This is a genomic window from Amphibacillus cookii, from assembly GCF_016908375.1.
Classification (GTDB): domain Bacteria; phylum Bacillota; class Bacilli; order Bacillales; family Amphibacillaceae; genus Amphibacillus_C; species Amphibacillus_C cookii.
In genome coordinates this window covers 181,739-200,789 of record NZ_JAFBDS010000005.1, presented here as the reverse complement: position 1 = coordinate 200,789, position 19,051 = coordinate 181,739, and the positions used below count along the sequence as shown (strand labels likewise).

Below are 19,051 nucleotides of genomic sequence, written 5' to 3'. Positions count from 1 at the left end.
AAGACAGCATAAGGGTAGACCTAATATTAAATATAAGCGTTGACTTTGAATATTCTAAACCTTTCGTTTTAGACGCGCAGGTGAGTGATGTTCCGCTTTTCGGAACGACATAACGTGCTAAACGTATGAGAAGGTCGCATGCGGCACATCCATGCAGAAGTAAAGGCAACAAGCCTATTGAATACCGAATCTATTATACACAATCAAGGTTGAATGTCTATTTTCAGTGTGCGAAAGTTGAGTGAGATGTTAAAGAAAAAAATTATTTTGCAATCGATCTAAAAGGTAAGCTTTTCTTATAGTTGGAACTGAAAATTTTAACATCATTGCTTTCCACTGCTTTTTAAAATTTTACACGTTCTGATCATACAAAAAAACCACTATTATTTTGTTTTTAGTGGTTTTTTCTTTTTTTTTATTGATTTTTTTGGTTGGTCATCATATACTTAAAACAAATGTTGGAAGCGTTTTCTTTTTTGGAGGGAGAGGAGTATCAAATATGATAAAAGCTAAGCTAGAGGTTTGTAACGATTTTTATGTTAATTCAAAGCCTATTAAGATTGTCTCAGGTGCCATCCATTACTTTAGAGTTGATCCGAGTAATTGGCAGGATCGCCTCGAAAAGATAAAAGCAATGGGTTGTAATACGGTGGAGACTTGTGTGGCTTGGAATATACATGAACCTAAAAAAGGAGAGTATCAATTTTCGGGATCAGCTGATTTGATTAGATTTATTGAGCTTGCTCAGCAGCTTAACTTATACATCATCCTTCGTCCATCGCCTTATATATGTGCTGAGTGGGAATTTGGTGGTTTGCCAGCTTGGTTGCTTAAAGATTCAAATATGAAGGTGAGAAGTTGCTATCGCCCCTTTTTAGAACATGTTAGATCATATTATGAGACGCTTATTCCGCGTATTATACCGTACCAAATCAACAATGGTGGTCCGATTATTTTAATTCAAGTAGAAAATGAATATGGCTATTACAGTAATGATAAAACATATTTGTCTACGTTAGCTGACATGATGGAGGAGCTTGGGATAACTGTTCCATTGGTGACATCGGATAGTACGAGAGCAAGCATTTTACAAGCGGGCTCAATTCCAGATAAAGCACTCCCTACCGTTAATTGCGGGGCTAATCTAAAGCAACGACTTGATGCTTTAAAAGCTATTATTTCCAACCGCCCCCTCATGTGTATGGAATTCTGGGTTGGTTGGTTTAATGTTTGGGGAGGTGAACATCAAGTTCGATCATTACCAGACCTTAATCAAGATTTAAAAGATATGTTGGAAATCGGTCATATTAATATTTATATGGCTCATGGTGGTACGAATTTTGGCTTTATGAATGGGGCTAATTATTATGAGCAAGTAGTTGATGGCTACATAACAGAAACTTATGCACCTGCAACAACCTCGTATGATTATGGTGCGCCAATTAGTGAAGCAGGCGAATTAACGGAGAACTTCCATACATTTAAACAAACGATCGAATCAGTTACTGGACGAAAAAATCAACTTCCTTTCGATTATGATCAAGTCAAACGAAAGAATCTTGGAGAATGGTCAGTGTCTGAAAAAGTCAGCTTATTTCAAGTGATTGATGACCTCTCTCACCCTGTTTATGACAAACACCCTCTCACGATGGAGTACCTTGATCAAGCTTATGGTTATATTTTATATCGCAGTGAGCTAAGCGAGCAGTCAGGTCGTCAAACGATAAAATTACTTGACACAAATGATCGTGCTCAAGTGTTTTTAAATGAAAAACATCTATTTACTGCCTATCGAGAGACATTCAAAATGAAGCAAACGTTAAGTTTGTCTGATACATCAACCGATCAACTAGATATCTTAGTAGAGAATATGGGGCGGGCTAATTTCGGTCCATATTTAAATGAACAGAGAAAAGGCATCAATAAAGGTGTGATGCTTGATGAACATTTTCATACCGGATGGGGGCACTATCCGTTACCATTAACGAACTTAGATGTATTAGATTTTAACAAAGGCTATCGTAAGGGGCAACCGGCTTTCTATAAAATTATATTTAATGTTGATCAGGTGTCAGATACGTATTTAACGTTACCGGGTTGGGGTAAAGGATGCGTTTTTCTAAATCAGTTTAATTTAGGGCGTTTTTGGAAAGAGGGGCCACAGCATAGTCTATATGTTCCCGCATCAAAGCTAATAACTGGAGAAAATCAGCTCATCATTTTTGAGACAGAGGGTGAGGTTGCAGAAACGATTCAATTTATTTCAGATCCGATCATAGATGAAAAGCTTTAATAAGGAGGCATAGATAATGGTTAAAAAAAGATGTTTAGAAGATTTAGATCGTGGGTTAATAGCTGTTCAAACTGACAAAGGCGTCTTTTTGAGTTGGCGTATTGCCATTAATGAATATTCGACAACAACTTATCAAATTCACCGAGATGGTCAATTGATTGCGACGCTCAATGAAGAACAGAATAGTAATTATTTAGATCGAGCAGGTAAAATAGATAGTCAATATACAGTGGTGGCTATTACAGGTGATCAGTATGACCAATCATCACCGGCTTCTGTTTTAGAAAATCCTTATTTTGATATTCCTTTAGATAAACCGGCAGATGGAATAACACCATCTGGAGAACATTATACGTATTCAGCTAATGACTTATCCGTCGGAGATGTGACTGGAGATGGACGATATGAAATAGTTGTGAAATGGTATCCAAGCAATGCGAAAGATAATGCACATTCAGGCTATACCGGTCATACCTATTTGGACTGTTACACATTAGAAGGTAAGAAATTATGGCGTATTGATCTAGGGGTTAATATTCGATCTGGTGCTCATTATACCCAGTTTCTCGTTTATGATTTTGATGGTGATGGTGTGGCAGAGCTTATTTGTAAGACCGCTGATGGCACGGTTGATGGTAAGGGACAAGTGATTGGTAATGTGAACAAGGATTACCGTAATGATCAAGGTTTTATTCTTGATGGTCCTGAATTCTTAACGCTTTTCGATGGAGCAACAGGGAAAGCCTTAGACACAATAGATTATAAGCCGGATCGTGGCGCACCTGGGAGTTGGGGTGATTTTGATGGTAACCGAATTGACCGGTATTTAGCAGGCGTTGCTTATTTAAATGGAGAAAAGGCAAGTGCCATCGTTTGTAGAGGTTATTATACACGGACGGTTATTGTTGCCTATGATGTTATCAATAAAAAGTTAGTTGAGCGTTGGTGCATCGACTCTGATCAAAATCAACCAGAACTAGCAGGTCAAGGCGCGCATTCATTAAGTGTTGCTGATGTTGATCAAGATGGTTTCGATGAGATCATTTACGGATCAGCTGTTATTGATCATGATGGCTCATTATTATACTCAACAGGATTCGGGCACGGTGATGCCTTACATGTTGGTGATTTTGACTTAGATAATCCTGGATTAGAAATATTTATGACACACGAAGAGAGTCCACATGAACATGGTTTTGAATTGCATGATGCGAAGACGGGTCAAGTGTTGTTCAGTATCCCTTCGGCGTCAGAGGATATCGGCCGAGGTGTTGCTGCTGATATTGACCCAAGATATCGAGGAGCTCAATTGTGGGGGTATGCACCTGATGGCCATCAGCGTGTCGAAGGAACGGAAAGTTTTTATACTTGTAAAGGTAAAGCCATTGATGGGCCTGTATTATCAGCTAATTTCGTAATTTGGTGGGACGGCGATCTAGGAAGAGAAATCTTAGATCATCAATTTGATCCCAATATTGAAGCGGGTGTGGGTACGATTCACAAGTGGAATTGGGAAACGCATACAGCTGATTTATTACTAAGAGCTGACGGCACTCTATCTAATAACGGTACAAAAGGTAACCCTAATTTACAGGCTGATTTATTTGGTGATTGGCGTGAAGAGGTGATCTGGCGACTAGAAGATTCGAGTGCACTTCGAGTATACACAACCACTGATCTAAGTGAACATCGTCTTTACACATTAATGCACGATAGTCAATATCGAGTAGCAATTGCCTGGCAAAATGTTGCCTATAATCAACCCCCGCATCCAAGTTTTTATATTGGTTTTGATCAATCATACATGAATATTCCTGTCCCTCCTGTTCACTTAATTCGAAAAAAATAAGTAAGTGGAAGGTGGCTTTATGAGAAAGCGATTAAACCATATCCGTCTTCAGTTGTTAAATGCCCATTCCATCAAGGATGCCTACTATAAGAAAAGTATTGTTGTGCTCTTGCTTATTCTTTGTATACCTAGTTTATTAATTGGAGCGACAATTTATTTCTTTGGAGCGAGACATTTAAAAGATGAAATGATTGCTACTCATGAGGAGCAAATTATTAATCAAGTTGATTATATTGACTCTCAGATGCAAAGTTTGGAGGTGAATTTGAATTATTGGTCTCATGAACACCTTTTTACCGATCAGTTAGATCATATTAATTTTCAAGATCAATATCAACATGCCCGTGAAATTACAGATTCTTTATTTTCTAAGCAAAATGGCAATAGTTTAATTGAGCGCATCAGTTTGTTTATTAATGCGGATCGACCGATTGTTTTTAACCCACAATTCCGTTGGGTTAACGAAGACCAGCTCGCTAACTATCAACACTTTCTATTAAGTCAAGATAGCTTTTTTTGGGATCGTCATTTATTAAAAGAAGAGTCTGATCATCATTTGTTTCCATTAGTACTCGTTAAAAATATGCCAGCATTCAATGAAGAACGTGATCACCACAGTGCTTCTTTTATTGTTGAGTTAAATAGAGAAACGGTTATGCAAATGGTTGATGGACTTAGCCTATCAAGTGATGGCTTTTCTTTTCTAATTGATCAAGAAACCGGCATGATGATTTCCTCAAATGAGAAGAGTGCAGCCTTTTTTGATGAGGTTGTCATTAATCAAGGGATTGAAAATGGCTCTTTTACAACTACTTGGTCAGAGATTGATTATTCTGTTACTTCTGGAACGATAAATCGCGTGAATGCGGATTGGATCTATATGTCGGTCGTACCGATTTCTTTTATCACTGAACCAATCAATCAACTGTCACAAACGATTATCGTGATTAGTTTAGTGGGCCTCTTTCTTTCGTTTATGATTGCTAATGTGACGTTTCGATCAATTTATCGTCCGATTGACAAACTGTTAGCGGTTATAAAAGGGAATCCTTTAAGTAAGAATGATGGGTTTGACTTGATCGAATCGAACTGGCATCAGCTCAATCAGGAAAAGAATATTTTAGAAAAACGTGTCGATCGATTAAACAATAAATTAATCAGCAATTTCTTTTTCCAACTGATCGAAGGTTTTTTAGATCATCAGACTGAGCGGGAATTGAGCGCGCGCCTTGCGCAATATCATGTTAGGTTAACAGAAAAGAAGATACGTTATCTTGATGTCGAGACCATCAATAAAAAGCAACAGCAGTTAATGATCCATTTAATTGAGCGTTGTTTTAGTTGTTCGCTTTACGTGATTCCTTTTAACGATCGATTCGTAGGTATCATTTTTGTATTCGACGACACTCAAATATTAGAGCAACAATTGAATGTAATAGAAGAAAATGTAAGGTCAAGTGGGAAACATGAGTTAACGGTTATGTATTTAAGTCAAACGGTTCCAGACCTAAGAGGATTGATTAGTGTCGTTGAACAAATACGACAGAAGAAATATACGAAACCTGAACATGATCAAACCCTATTAATTAGAATGCCTGAAACATTTGAGGCTACACAAATACAAGGTGATCTTTATCCTTTTCATATTGAGCAAAGGCTGATAGAGGCGATGGATTTAGGTGATCAAACGAAAATTAACGCCCTAATAGATCAGTTTATTGCTGTGTTGTGTGAGCGAGATGAACGCGCGATTCAATATAGCTTCATTCAGCTATATAGTGCGGTGCAATTGCAAATGTTAAAGGAGGGTTTTTATCCATTTGAATTATTTGAAGGGAAAAATATTTTAAAAGCATTAATCCACAGTTACGACATTGAGTGCTTAAAGGCAACTTTAATAAATCAAGTGATCACACCTTATGTAAAAGCTATAAAGGACAAAGTCATGACCAAGCAAGATGTCGTTGTCAAGAAGGCACTTGACTATATTCATAGCCATTACATGTATGATATTTCCTTGGATCAATGTGCGAATCAATGTGGGATTAATACGTATACGTTGAGTAAATGGTTTAAGCAAGGCAAGGGTATTAATTTCATTGATTATTTAACATTGTATCGAATAGAAATAGCAAAGCAATTGTTAGTTGAGACTTCAATGAAAATACAAGAAATATCAAGCGCAGTTGGCTATCGTCACAGTTACTTTAATCGTATTTTTAAAAAACATACGACGATGACACCTGGTCAATTTCGTCAAAGTGATCAAGACGTAAGTGCGATAGAGTTATTTCATCTCTAACGTTAAACTGTGAACCAAACGATAATGATACTCTGGAAGGCTGAGGTGAGTGTATGAATAAATATCACTTTACTAAAGGTGATGTTCTTTATCAAAATCGATTAATGCATCAAGAAGATTTAAAAGATTTTAAGGCGGAAGGTCCGGTTAAATTAAACTTTATAAATCAGCGATTAGTGCTTGAAAGTAGTAAGGATCCAGACCAATTTGGTGATTTTGCTCATTGGGTGTTATGGTGCGTGCATGATTTTCCTGATCAAATTATGATTGAGTGGGAATTCGAGCCGATTCAAGAACCTGGTTTAGCCATGGTGTTTTTTGCGGCTACTGACCAAACAGGAGATGATATTTTTTCACCAGAGTTACCGACTCGTCAGGGGCATTATCCTGAATACCATTCCGGCGCCATCAATACCTTTCACCTATCTTACTTTAGGCGTAAATGGGAGCAAGAGCGTATGTTTTGCACATGTAATCTTAGAAAAAGCGCAGGCTTTCATCTTGTGAGTCAGGGTGCAGACCCGATACCAACTGTTGCCGATGTAATAGAACCCTATAAGTTAAGACTCGTAAAATATCGAGAAATTATTCAATTTTCAGTTAATGGTTTAGTTGTTTTGGAATGGGAAGATGATGGTAGCACTTATGGTCCCATCTATGAGAACGGTAAAATTGGTTTTAGACAAATGGCACCTTTGAAAGCAGCTTATCAGCAATTCACAGTATCTCAGGCAATTAAGAAAGAAACATTATAAGAGAGGAGGGATTCACTTGAGTCAATATCGTTCGTTAGGGAAGGTTTATATTGGCTTCGAATTTATTTATCGACTCGTTTACTTGAACTTATTATGGATTAGTTTTAGTTTGTTCGGAGGAATTTTGTTCGGGATTGGTCCAAGTACACTTGCTCTTTATCATGTCAATCGCAAATGGTTAAGGAAAGAATTAGGGACTGATCGAGATATTTTCAAGCATTATTTTACAGCTTATAAGCGCCATTTTATAACTGGTAATTTGATGGGACTCTCCTTGATCGTGCTTTTCTTTATCTTTCTCGTTAATTATCGTTATGCAAGTGCACGAAGTGAAGTTGTTTTTCAATTTATTCAGGTAGCAACTGTCGTGTTATCGTTTTTAGCCGTGATTATCTTAACTTACCTGTTCCCTTTATATGTACACTATCAACTACCACTTAAAGCATACTACTTAAAATCGTGGATAGTCGCCCTTGCTCATCCCATCCCAACAGCATTAAATTTAGTTTGGCTTGTGTTAATTGGTTATCTAACGTATCGTTTGTTTCCCTTCTCATTGCTGTTGACAATGAGTAGTTTAGCATATGGCATCATGGGCATTAGTTATTCTTGCTTTATTCGAAATGATCAGATGGTGCTAGATAAAGACGTAGAGTCAGTGAGTTAGCTGATGCTGATTATGCTTGTTATCAGAACGTTCAATATGACAGAAATGGAGATGAAAGATGAAATTAAATTGGCTTGAATCGGCTCCGAAAGTAAAAGCAGGTGTTACGTTTGGTTTGCCTTGGAAAAAGGGCGAACGAAAAACAATATCAGACGTTGCCCTTAATGATTATCAATTACAGAGTTGGCCAACTGCTTATTGGCCTGATGGAAGCTTGAAATGGACAGCACACGCTACCGTTATCAATCAAGATGCCTCTGAACACATGATACTTAGCGATCAGTCTGATAGTCAACAAGATCACCAGGGGATTGCTATTAAAGATCAAAACGATCAAATCATTATTGATACAGGTAACTTCATTTACTATCTTAATAAAAATGGATCCTCGATCATTGATAAAGTGATAGACGTAAATGATCAAATGATAGCTAATCAGGGCAAGGTAGTTGCTGTTATGCAAAGCATTTATGAAGATGGAGATTGCCGCTCAATTATCGAACAAGAACGATTGGGACAGATTAGTAGAGTTGAAGTTGAGCATGAGGGGGATATCCAAGTAACGGTTAGAGTGACAGGAACTTTTGGTGAGAATGATAAGCTTAAATTTGTTATTCGACTTATTTTTTACTATCAACTTGAGAGAATAAAGATCTTGCATACATTTCTTTATAATGGCGATCCTGAACAAGATTTTGTTAAAGGAATAGGTTTGCAATTGTCTACCGAGTTAGTTGGTCCAGTCTATAATCGACACGTACGTGTAGCAACGGATTCAGGCATTTACAATGAGCCAGCACAATTGTTGACTTCAAGGCGATACAGGCAATCCTCCTTTTATCAAAAGCAAATTCAGGGTGAGATGGTGAACATGTCAACTGTTAATGATGTACGCGTTCAAGCAGAGCAACATGCGGTATGGCAGGATTTTAAATTGACACAAACGTCATATCAGCACAGCCAATATCAAAAGCGAACAGATCAAACGAACGCTTGGTTGAAGATCCCAACCATCCACAACACAAAGGGTTTGTTATACGCAGGTGGTGAACAGGGTGGTGTGGCAATGGCTTTAAAAGACTTTAATCAAAAGTATCCAAGCCAACTTGCAGTTAATGGCTTAGCCACGCATCAAACAAAGCTTTCTGTTTGGTTTTGGTCACCTGACCAAGAACCGATGGACTTAAGACACTATTCAAGCGCGACCCATGTGCAGAGTGCTTATGAAGGGTTTGAAGAAAATAGGGCAACACCAGTAGGGATTGCGAATACGAGTGAGGCTTACTTGACTTTTTTTTCTACTGTTCCATCTGACCAAGATTTATTCAATTTAGCAGAATATAGCCAAAGTCCTTATTTATTAGTAGCAGATCCCGTTTATTATTATCAGACAGGTGCAACGGGAACGTGGCCATTAATCGATAAGACAACGCACGCCAAACGGTTTCTGGAAGATCAATTAACCAAATTGATTCAATTTTATAAAAGTGAAGTCAACCAACGCAATTGGTATGGTTTCTGGGATTATGGTGATATCATGCATACTTATGATAGTGCAAGACATCAATGGTTTTATGATGTTGGGGGCTATGCATGGCAGAATACAGAGTTGGTCCCGAATTTATGGTTATGGTATAGCTTCTTTCGAACGGGCGATGCTGATATATTCAGGATGATTGAAGCAATGACAAGACATAACAGTGAAGTGGACCGTTATCATTTTGGGCCATACAAGGGGTTAGGTTCTAGACATAATGTTAGTCATTGGGGCTGTGGTTGTAAAGAAGTGCGGATAAGTATGGCTTGCTTATATAAATATTATTATTATTTGACGGCAGATCAGCGCATGGCTGAATTGTTGGATGAGGTAAAAGATGCTGATCAAGCGCTAGCGACATTGGATCCCATGCGAGAGTTTTACCATCGAGATGATCATTTGACGCATGCACGCATTGGGCCTGACTGGACTGCCTTTTGCTCAAACTGGTTATCCAGGTGGGAAAGAAAAAAAGATCAACAATACCTTGAAAAAATTAATATGGGTTTAAATACGATTAAACAGACCTCTCATCGTCTATTATCTGGACCTACTTTTAAGTATGATCCAACCACATCAACGCTAATATATCAGTCGACAGGCAATGAAGGGGGCTATCATATGGTTATTGCATTTGGTGCTCCACAAGTATGGATAGAACTCGCTGATTTACTAGAAGACGATGTTTTTAAAGATATGATTGCTGAATTTGGCATGGTTTATGCAATGCCAGAACAAGAAAAACAGGCGTTTTCAGATGGTATGTTATCCAATCAGCATTTTCATTGGCCAATGTTTGCAAGTGGGCTGATTGGTTATGCAGCTTATCGCAAACAAGACAGTGATCTCTCTCGACAAGCATGGACATTATTGTTAGATCAAGAACGGAGTGGCGTTTCGTTACCAGTTGAAGAAACCATTTTCAAAGGTTGGCAAACGGTTAATGAAATAGATTGGATCACGACTAACGTTGTTTCGCAATGGAGCCTTAATGTGCTGATCTGCTTACAATATATTGCTGGTGATTTACAAGTCAACTTTGATTCGATAGTAATAAAAAAATAGTGATGGTCATCAATTCGTGAAAGCTAAAAAAGGACGTGTTATCACTTCGTTAGCTTGCTATTTAATAACTTCATGATTCACGAGTAGCAAAGCGTAAATATTTCCTGGGAAATGTTTAAATAACTTAAAAGACTAAATAAAAATAGCGTGATTCATTTATGATCACGCTATTTTTATCGTTTAGGGCAGGGTTTCTGTTTGAATAAGTGATGGCTATTGATGTCGGCCAGTGTAAAATAGTCACAACGAAATAATCTCCGAAAAGATAAGTCATCATCGCTATGAAGCCTCATCGGGGAGTCTTTATTTCGGTTGATAACCTAGATGTACGATGTTTCCGACCCAAACTTCCGCTGTTAATTATGAAAAGCGCAAGTGCAAAAAATTATCATTGCAGGAAATTTGTAAGCGCTTTAATATATGTTTTGTGAAATGGTTGTATATTAATCGTTTCAACTAACTGTTAAAAAAAGGAGTGTTTGATTCATGCATTCATTTAGAAAAAGGGGATTATTGGTCATTTCAGTTTTGTTAGTGTTAATGATCGTTATTGGGTGTAAGAATGATCCAGCCTCTAGTGAAGACAACCCTGGTGGTAACAATGACACTGATGATGTCGTATATTTTGATGAAATTAAGATTATGGCTCCTACTTTTGAAACGACAGCACCACCAGCAGACAACGAATGGGAACAAGCAACTGAGGAGTTGACTGGGAAGAAGATTAATATGAATTGGGTTCCTAATGTGTCATATGAAGACCGGATGAATGTCACTTTAGCATCTAATGATATTCCAGAGATTATGGTTATTACTGGGAAAACACCTGGTTTTTTAAATTCAGCAGAAGCTGGTGCGTTTTGGGAATTAACAGATTATCTAGATGACTATCAATATCTCGGTCAATACAACGAAGATATTTTAAGGAATGCTTCCGTTAATGGTCGCGTGTATGGTATTTATCGAGAAAGAGATGTGATGCGATCGACTGCCATTATTAGAAAAGATTGGCTTGAACATTTAGGGCTGGACATACCTGAAACGGTTGACGAGCTTTATGATGTTCTTCATGCATTTACCTTTGATGATCCTAATAATACCGGTGCTGACGATACGCATGGTCTTATTATTCCAACTTGGTATGGTAGTCTCGACACGTTATCGATTTGGTTTGGTGCGCCTAATGTTTGGGGTGTTGAAGATGGAACGTTTGTCCCGGCATTTGAGACAGAGGCATATCGGGAAGCTTTGGATTGGACAAAGCAAATTGTTGATCAAGGCTTGGTCAATCCAGATTTCACAACCTTAAGCCCTGATGATTGGAATAATGCGATGTTTAATGGCGCTGGAGGCGTTATTATCGATACGTACTCTCGGGCAATGCAAGTTAATAATTTGTTCGTTGATGAAGCTGGAAGTGATGACTCTGATCAATATTATGTCGAAATAACAGGAACGTTGCGCGCTCCTGATGGTGAAGAATATGGTCATCCTACCGATGGTTATGCTGGATTTTTAGCGATTCCAAAGACCAGTGTTCAAACAGAAGAAGAATTACATGAGATCTTATCTTTCCTTGATGTGCTTTGTTCACCTGAAGGCATTAATTTACTGAATCATGGTATTGAGGGCGTTAACTATCAATTGGATGATGAAGGTTACCTTGTTCCCCTTGAGACAGAAGAGGCACAAGCATTAAACCCTTACACAATGGAGCAAATTTCAATGTTTGGTGACGGTATGCATCGAATGAAAGCAGAGGGTGAATTGCCAAAAAAACGTTATCAGCTAATGGAAGATAATGAAGACTATGCGGTATTTAACGAGGCAGCGCCATTAGTTTCTGAAGTGTATACGACAAGAGGCACACAATTAGATGACATTATTGAAGATGCAAGGGTTCAATATATTGCTGGTCAAATCGACGAAAGTGGCTGGAATGCCGCCGTTGATTTATGGTACAACAGTGGCGGTCAGGAACTTGTCGATGAATTAACGCAATTATATGGCGAGATGAATTAAGTCCAATTGGCGACAAACTAAAATAGGGGTGATGTCATTTGTCACCCTTATTAAAGAAAGAAGGTAAATATAATGAAGGCCTTATCTTTACAAGGGACAAATAAACAGCTCCCTAAAAAAACATTTGTGGAAACACTTAAACAAATGTGGCTTCGGGATAAATGGTTATATGTATTGCTTATTCCAGGCATTTTATATTTTTTAGTCTTTCGATACGCACCTATGTATGGGATCATCATTGCTTTTAAAAACTATGTTCCTTATTTAGGAATAACTGAAAGTATATGGGTAGGTTTTGACCATTTTACAGCATTTTTTAGTAGTCCAGATTTCTTGCGGTTATTAGGGAATACGTTATGGATTTCGTTTCTTAGTATTGCAATCGCATTTCCTGCTCCTATTTTTTTAGCTGTTTTATTAAATGAAGTGCGCTTTGCTTTGTATAAGAAATTTGTGCAGACTTGCATTTATATTCCACATTTTTTATCTTGGACAATTGTAGTTGGTTTAACTCATCTACTCTTTTCGATCAATGGTGGAGTGATCGTTGAAATGGTCGAAACCATTTTTGGCATGAGAATAAACTTTTTAGCAGAGCCAGAATGGTTTAGGCCGATGATTATTTTACAAGGAGTCTGGAAAGGAACAGGATGGGGAACGATTATTTTCTTAGCGGCTTTAGCGAATGTCTCACCAGAGCAATACGAAGCAGCAATTGTTGATGGTGCTGGTCGTTTCAGACGTGTTTGGCATATTACATTACCAGCTATTCGAGGAACGGTTGTTATTATGCTCATTCTGACGATGGGGAATGTGCTTAGTACCGGTTTTGATCAAATTTTCTTAATGACCAATTCTTTAAATAGGTCGGTGGCAGATGTGTTTGATACGTATGTTTATAATGTTGGGATTACAAGAGGTTCATATTCGTATAGTACAGCAGTCGGTCTATTTAAGTCAGTTGTCGGGATCATTCTTATCTTAACAACCGATTTTATTGCTAAAAAGGTAGATAAAGAGAGTGGGCTTTTTTAGCAGAGTCAAAGGGATTAAGGTGTTATCAAGATAAACATTATTAAAATAGAATTTAAACAGTGGCGCATCTAATGAGCAAGAAACAAGCTGAGCAGTCTGCTTTAAAGAAAGGAGTTATTCGACGATGAGTGATATGCATAAATTGCACAATACCAAGCCTGGTCGGGTCTTTGATGTCATCAATATTATTTTTTTAGCAGTGGCAGCGATTGTTACGCTATTGCCTTTTATCTATGTTGTTGCGGGGTCTTTTGCGACTGAATCTGAACTTGCTCGCCGAGCTTTTTTTATCATTCCAGAAACATTTACTTTAGAAGCCTATCGATATATTTTCACTTCGGAGGCGTTTATTCGAAGTATTGTGATCACGATTGGCGTAACAGCAGTAGGAACAGCAGTGCAGCTCTTTTTTACTTTTACTATGGCTTATCCACTAGCGAAAAGGTCATTGCGCGGGCGAAAACTGTTAATTAATATTGTTATTTTTGCGATGCTTTTTAGTGGAGGAATGATCCCTACTTTTTTAGTTGTTCAAGGTTTAGGGTTAATTGATACTTATTGGGCTTTGATTTTGCCAAATGCGATTAATCCTTTTAATTTGATTATTATCAAGAATTTCTTTCAGAACTTTTCTGTAGAATTAGAAGAATCGGCTAAAATTGATGGGGCATCTGAAATTGGTATCTTTTGGCGGATCGTTTTACCTTTATCTAAACCGATCATAGCGACATTTGCGTTGTTTTATGCAGTGGCGATTTGGAATGATTTTATGAGCCCGTTACTGTATTTAAATGATAGTTCTAAATGGACATTACAATTATTGTTAAGACAAGTGACGATATCTTCTGATCCTAATGCATTAGGTAATCTTGATCCTGATTATGTTCCGCCGGCAGAAGGTATGAAATTAGCGATCATTGTGATTGCCACATTACCGATCATGACGGTGTATCCATTTTTACAAAAACACTTTGCCAAAGGTTTATTAATTGGGTCTGTTAAAGGCTAATGGTAGAAGTATGTAATCGTATGTTTCATTTCAATACTAAATGGAGTACTTGATACGCGTGCTAAATATTACTTAGAAGGGCATATTTCAACAAAATATGCTTGTTTCTACGTTAGAAAGCATAAAATTCCAGCAAATAAGTGTGAAGTGTTGAAGTGGAAATGTCTAGTTATCAGTATAAGAAAAGCTAACTCACTTGTAAAAGAACGAACAAATGTGAGTTTTTAAAATATGGAATGATAACATTGTTTACAGATGATCGACGTTAAGTTTTGCGTCAAGTCAACTTAAGGATTTTATTGGAGAAAAAGTGATTACTTTTCGATAGTTTTTTAACTTTTTTTATCTACTAACACATTCATTTGTTCTTTATAATCAATCGTGTAAGCGATTACTTAATAGGGGTGATTAAAATGAAGAAATATTTATGGTATGTGTTGATATTGGTCTTATTTTTATTAGTTGCGTGTAATGGTGGTGAGCAAGATGACACCACTAATGCAGAGAATCAAGATCAAGCGAATGCTGGTGAAACGACCATACGTGTGGCGTGGTGGGGAAATCAAGAGCGTCACGATATGACGTTAGAAGCGATTGAATTATTCGAAGTAGCTTATCCTGATATTAGTGTTCAGCCTGAGTACACCGGATGGGACGGTTATTGGGAAAGATTAAATACCCAAGCGGCAGGTAGTAATTTACCTGATGTGATTGCAATGGATAATTCATACTTAAATGAGTATAACAGCAATGATTTATTAGTTGATTTGGCACCGCTTATTGATAATGGAACGATTAATCTAGAGGACGTTGATGATGTCTATCAAGAAATTAATCATGATGGTGATCGTGTCTTGGCTGTCGCATCAGGAGCAAATGCGTTAGCGCTTGTCTATAATGTTGAGATGTTAGAAGAACACGGCTTTGACCTTGAGCCTGGCTTTTCCTATGATGACTTGTTTGAAATGAATTTAGCGATTAAAGAGGCGTTAGAAGCTGAAGGGGAAGAGTATTTTGGCTATGATTTTGCTAATGCAGAATATGAATTATTAAATAATTATGTTCGACAGCATGGGATGTCCTTTTATAATGCTGAGGGTAATGGTCTAGGTTTTGAAGAAGCTGTTTTGGTTGATTATTTTGAATGGGTTCAAGAAATGGTCGTTGATGGTGCCGCACCATCACATGATATTATGATGTCCTATATTGAAGGGGGTAACTCGATGGTACAAGAGGGTTCCTCAGCAATGCAAACGGCAGCAAGTAATCAAATTATAGGGATTGCTCAAGGAACAGAGTATGAATTAGATTTAGCCGTATTACCAGCATGGGATGGACAGCATGCCAATTATATTCGACCAAGTATGTCTTTCTCGATAACTGAGCATTCAGCACAACAAGAAGCAGCGGCTAAATTTATTGATTTTATGACAAATGATTTAGAAGCAAATGAGGTGCTACAAGCCGAGCGAGGAGTACCGATTTCTTCTGCTGTTCGTGAACATCTAAGTGATAAAGTATCTGAACCGGTTCAAAAAACATTTGATTATCTTGAAGTTGTAGCCGATTATACGACAGATGCTGACCCACTTTCACCACCGGGGGAAACGGAAGTGCGTGGTGCATTTAGTCGAATAATCGAGTCGTTGAAGTATGATCAACTAACCCCAGAAGAAGCGGCTAGCCAATTTATTCAACAAGCAGAAAATGTATTAAATTAATAAATAAAAGGGTGACTGATAGATTGGTCACCCTTCTGATTGAAGTGATGGAAACAGATCATTTAGCTCGTGTAGCTACTAACGATGAGGTGGTGGAATAATGACAAAAACAAAAAAGATACCCGTAAGTTTAACTTTAGCATCGAATCGTGACAAATCAGATCATTTGGCTGGTTTTCTAAGTATCTCACCATGGTTAATAGGGTTTATTCTCTTAATTCTTGGTCCAATGTTAGCTTCTTTGTACCTGTCTTTTACTGATTATAATTTATTATCCTCTCCAAGTTGGGTAGGATTAGCTAATTATCGAAGCTTATTGACAGATGCTAGATTTTTAAAATCATTAGAAGTTACGTTTACTTTTGTGTTTGTATCGGTACCACTTAAGCTTATTTTTGCTTTAGCGTTAGCAATGCTTTTCAATACAGGGAGAAAAGGGAGCTCGTTCTTTTCTGCGGTGTATTACATTCCGTCTATTATTGGTGGTAGTGTAGCTATTGCTGTCGTTTGGAAGCAACTGTTTGGGCGCCAAGGCGCCGTGACTCAAATATTATCGTTATTGAATATTACAGATGCGAATTTAATTGGAAATCCAGATACCGCTCTATCTGTACTCATTTTACTTGTCATTTGGCAATTTGGTTCACCAATGATTATCTTTTTGGCGGGATTACGTCAAATCCCTATCGAACTATATGAAGCGGCTAGTGTTGATGGTGCGAGTAAATGGAGACAATTTTTTAATATTACGTTGCCAATGTTAACACCTGTCATCTTTTTTAATTTAGTGATGCAAACGATTCAAGGGTTTATGACATTTACTCAGGCTTATTTGATTACCGGAGGTGGCCCGCTAGATGAAACATTGTTTTATGCAGTCTATTTATATGAAACGGCGTTTGAATATTTAAGAATGGGTTATGCTTCAGCAATGGCTTGGGTCCTATTAATTATTATTGCGGTGATCACCCTTATTTTCTTTTTGACATCGAAGTATTGGGTGTTTTATCAATCGGAAGGAGGACGTTAACGATGCACAGCAATAAACGCCTTCTTAGCGATATGATCTTTTATGTATTTGTTATAGCTATCGGAATTGTGATGATTTATCCAATTTTATGGATGATTGCTAGCTCCCTAAAACCAGCGACAGAAATCTTCAATAATGCTGTATCACTATGGCCGAGTGCATTTGTTTGGGAGAACTATCCAAGCGGGTGGGCTGGTTTTGGTGGAATTGGCTTTGCCACCTATTTCAGAAATTCAGTGATGATCACTTCGATTGTGGTGGTTGGCACCTTGTTAACAGGGAGTATTGTTGCATATGGGTTTGCGCGATTAGAATTTAAAATGAAAAATATATTATTTGCTTGTTTAATGGCTACGATTATGCTCCCCATACAAATTACGCTGATCCCCCAGTATATTATCTTTAATGAGATAGGCTGGGTAAACACATTTTATCCCCTACTCTTACCAGGATTAATGGGGGGACAACCGTTTTTTATTTTCTTGCTTATTCAGTTTATCCGAGGCATTCCTCGTGAACTTGATGAGGCAGCGATTGTTGATGGCTGTTCAAAGTTAGGGATTTATTGGCGTATTATTCTGCCATTATTAAAACCAGCTCTCGTTACTGTTGCTTTATTTTGTTTCATGTGGACATGGGATGATTTCTTAGCGCCATTAATTTACTTGAATGATGCTAGCCTTCACACGGTTACGATCGCATTAAGAAATTTTATGGATACACAAGGAAGTACGTCTTGGGGGCCACTATTAGCGATGTCGTCATTATCGCTCTTACCTCAATTGCTTATCTTTGCTTTCTTTCAAAAGCACCTCGTGCAAGGGATTGCGACGACTGGTTTAAAATAATGTGTACGACTTAGATATGATGAGCAGTAGTTTCTGGTTAAACCGTTGAAACAGGAAATCAACCGTATTCACTTGAAGTGGATGCGGGATTTCTCGTACGTTATAAAAACATAAGGTTTTAACAAAGAAGTGGGAAGTGCCGAAGTCACACTTTAAAGTGCTGAGTATAAAAAAATGCACACAATCGCTAAAGGACCCAGGTTCTTCATCCTTTGCTAGTAAACAATAGTAAAATAGCAACTTTATTTAATGAGGAAGGATGATTATAATGAAAGACATCGGTATTCGATCAAGTTTTCAATATATTTTTGAGTGGGTGATGTTATTAGCATGGCTTAATCTGCTTTGGATTGTGTTTACCTTAATGGGATTGGTCGTATTTGGCTGGGCGCCGGCTACTGCCGCAATGTTTAATGTGCTGAGAGCAGTCTATCGGGAAAACAATTTGCAACAACCCATTTTCCAAATTTTCTACCACGCTTATAGAAAAAACTTTTTCAAGGTGAATGGATTAGGTTTATTATTAATGGTTATTGTCACTATGATCAGCTTTGGCATAATGACATTACCTTATTTGAATGCGCTTTCTTTAAATATCATGTTAGTCCTGTATACAATGGTGATTAGTTTATTTTTAATGATGGTGGTTTTTATTTTTCCAGCCTTTACACATTATCAAACACGTTTTATTAACTATTTTAAATATGCGTTATTGATAAGTATATCTTATTTTCAATATACTTTGTTGATTGGGTTGACCCTGCTATTAACGTACATTTTGTTCAGGGCATTTCCAGGTTTGTTTTTATTTTTTTCAATTAGTATTCCAAGCGCTTTAGTAATGGCGATTGCTTTAAAAGTCTTTAAACAGATTGAAAGTCAAGCCGGTTTAGTCTCGATTGAATCATAGAAAGGAAG

At 37.6% G+C, this 19,051-nt stretch carries 13 protein-coding genes; all 13 read left to right on the top strand.

The window, feature by feature from the left end; genetic code table 11:
* Positions 1-499 precede the first annotated feature (499 nt).
* A complete protein-coding gene (locus JOE23_RS08950; protein ID WP_204437778.1) occupies positions 500-2,293 on the top strand; it encodes a glycoside hydrolase family 35 protein in 1,794 nt (597 codons plus the stop codon).
* A gap of 16 nt (positions 2,294-2,309) precedes the next feature.
* Positions 2,310-4,142 carry a rhamnogalacturonan lyase gene (locus JOE23_RS08945; RefSeq protein ID WP_204437776.1) on the top strand — a complete coding sequence of 611 codons (1,833 nt, stop codon included), beginning with the start codon at positions 2,310-2,312 and terminating at the stop codon, positions 4,140-4,142.
* A gap of 19 nt (positions 4,143-4,161) precedes the next feature.
* Positions 4,162-6,444, top strand: a complete 2,283-nt coding sequence (locus JOE23_RS08940; protein WP_204437775.1) for a helix-turn-helix domain-containing protein — start codon at positions 4,162-4,164, stop codon at positions 6,442-6,444.
* A gap of 53 nt (positions 6,445-6,497) precedes the next feature.
* Entirely contained in the window at positions 6,498-7,199 is a 702-nt protein-coding gene (locus JOE23_RS08935; protein ID WP_204437774.1) for a DUF1961 family protein, read from the top strand.
* Positions 7,200-7,215: 16 nt separating this feature from the next.
* Positions 7,216-7,866, top strand: coding sequence for a YesL family protein (locus JOE23_RS08930; protein WP_204437773.1), 651 nt, complete (start codon positions 7,216-7,218; stop codon positions 7,864-7,866).
* 58 nt (positions 7,867-7,924) lie between these two features.
* Positions 7,925-10,468, top strand: a complete 2,544-nt coding sequence (locus JOE23_RS08925) for an exo-rhamnogalacturonan lyase family protein (protein WP_204437772.1) — start codon at positions 7,925-7,927, stop codon at positions 10,466-10,468.
* Positions 10,469-10,954: 486 nt separating this feature from the next.
* Complete coding sequence (locus JOE23_RS08920; protein ID WP_204437768.1) at positions 10,955-12,490, top strand: extracellular solute-binding protein; 1,536 nt, start codon at positions 10,955-10,957, stop codon at positions 12,488-12,490.
* 72 nt (positions 12,491-12,562) lie between these two features.
* On the top strand, positions 12,563-13,525 hold the full coding sequence (locus JOE23_RS08915) for an ABC transporter permease (RefSeq protein WP_204437766.1): 963 nt from the start codon (positions 12,563-12,565) through the stop codon (positions 13,523-13,525).
* 124 nt (positions 13,526-13,649) lie between these two features.
* Positions 13,650-14,534: a carbohydrate ABC transporter permease gene (locus JOE23_RS08910; RefSeq protein ID WP_204437764.1), complete on the top strand. Its 885-nt coding sequence runs from the start codon at positions 13,650-13,652 to the stop codon at positions 14,532-14,534.
* Positions 14,535-14,947: 413 nt separating this feature from the next.
* Entirely contained in the window at positions 14,948-16,255 is a 1,308-nt protein-coding gene (locus JOE23_RS08905) for an ABC transporter substrate-binding protein (RefSeq protein WP_204437762.1), read from the top strand.
* A gap of 100 nt (positions 16,256-16,355) precedes the next feature.
* Positions 16,356-17,285 carry a carbohydrate ABC transporter permease gene (locus JOE23_RS08900; protein WP_204437755.1) on the top strand — a complete coding sequence of 310 codons (930 nt, stop codon included), beginning with the start codon at positions 16,356-16,358 and terminating at the stop codon, positions 17,283-17,285.
* A gap of 2 nt (positions 17,286-17,287) precedes the next feature.
* A complete protein-coding gene (locus JOE23_RS08895; protein ID WP_204437753.1) occupies positions 17,288-18,133 on the top strand; it encodes a carbohydrate ABC transporter permease in 846 nt (281 codons plus the stop codon).
* Between the two features lie 268 nt (positions 18,134-18,401).
* Positions 18,402-19,043 (top strand): YesL family protein, encoded by a 642-nt coding sequence (locus tag JOE23_RS08890; RefSeq protein ID WP_204437751.1) that lies wholly within the window; start codon positions 18,402-18,404, stop codon positions 19,041-19,043.
* The last annotated feature ends 8 nt before the right edge of the window (positions 19,044-19,051 follow it).

Excerpts from the sequence above, each read along its gene's own strand:
- JOE23_RS08900 (WP_204437755.1), top strand. The coding sequence starts at position 16,356 with ATGACAAAAACAAAAAAGATACCCGTAAGTTTAACTTTAGCATCGAAT.
- JOE23_RS08910 (WP_204437764.1), top strand. The coding sequence starts at position 13,650 with ATGAGTGATATGCATAAATTGCACAATACCAAGCCTGGTCGGGTCTTT.
- JOE23_RS08915 (WP_204437766.1), top strand. The coding sequence starts at position 12,563 with ATGAAGGCCTTATCTTTACAAGGGACAAATAAACAGCTCCCTAAAAAA.
- JOE23_RS08935 (WP_204437774.1), top strand. The coding sequence starts at position 6,498 with ATGAATAAATATCACTTTACTAAAGGTGATGTTCTTTATCAAAATCGA.
- JOE23_RS08945 (WP_204437776.1), top strand. The coding sequence starts at position 2,310 with ATGGTTAAAAAAAGATGTTTAGAAGATTTAGATCGTGGGTTAATAGCT.
- JOE23_RS08925 (WP_204437772.1), top strand. The coding sequence starts at position 7,925 with ATGAAATTAAATTGGCTTGAATCGGCTCCGAAAGTAAAAGCAGGTGTT.
- JOE23_RS08895 (WP_204437753.1), top strand. The coding sequence starts at position 17,288 with ATGCACAGCAATAAACGCCTTCTTAGCGATATGATCTTTTATGTATTT.
- JOE23_RS08920 (WP_204437768.1), top strand. The coding sequence starts at position 10,955 with ATGCATTCATTTAGAAAAAGGGGATTATTGGTCATTTCAGTTTTGTTA.
- JOE23_RS08890 (WP_204437751.1), top strand. The coding sequence starts at position 18,402 with ATGAAAGACATCGGTATTCGATCAAGTTTTCAATATATTTTTGAGTGG.
- JOE23_RS08905 (WP_204437762.1), top strand. The coding sequence starts at position 14,948 with ATGAAGAAATATTTATGGTATGTGTTGATATTGGTCTTATTTTTATTA.
- JOE23_RS08950 (WP_204437778.1), top strand. The coding sequence starts at position 500 with ATGATAAAAGCTAAGCTAGAGGTTTGTAACGATTTTTATGTTAATTCA.
- JOE23_RS08940 (WP_204437775.1), top strand. The coding sequence starts at position 4,162 with ATGAGAAAGCGATTAAACCATATCCGTCTTCAGTTGTTAAATGCCCAT.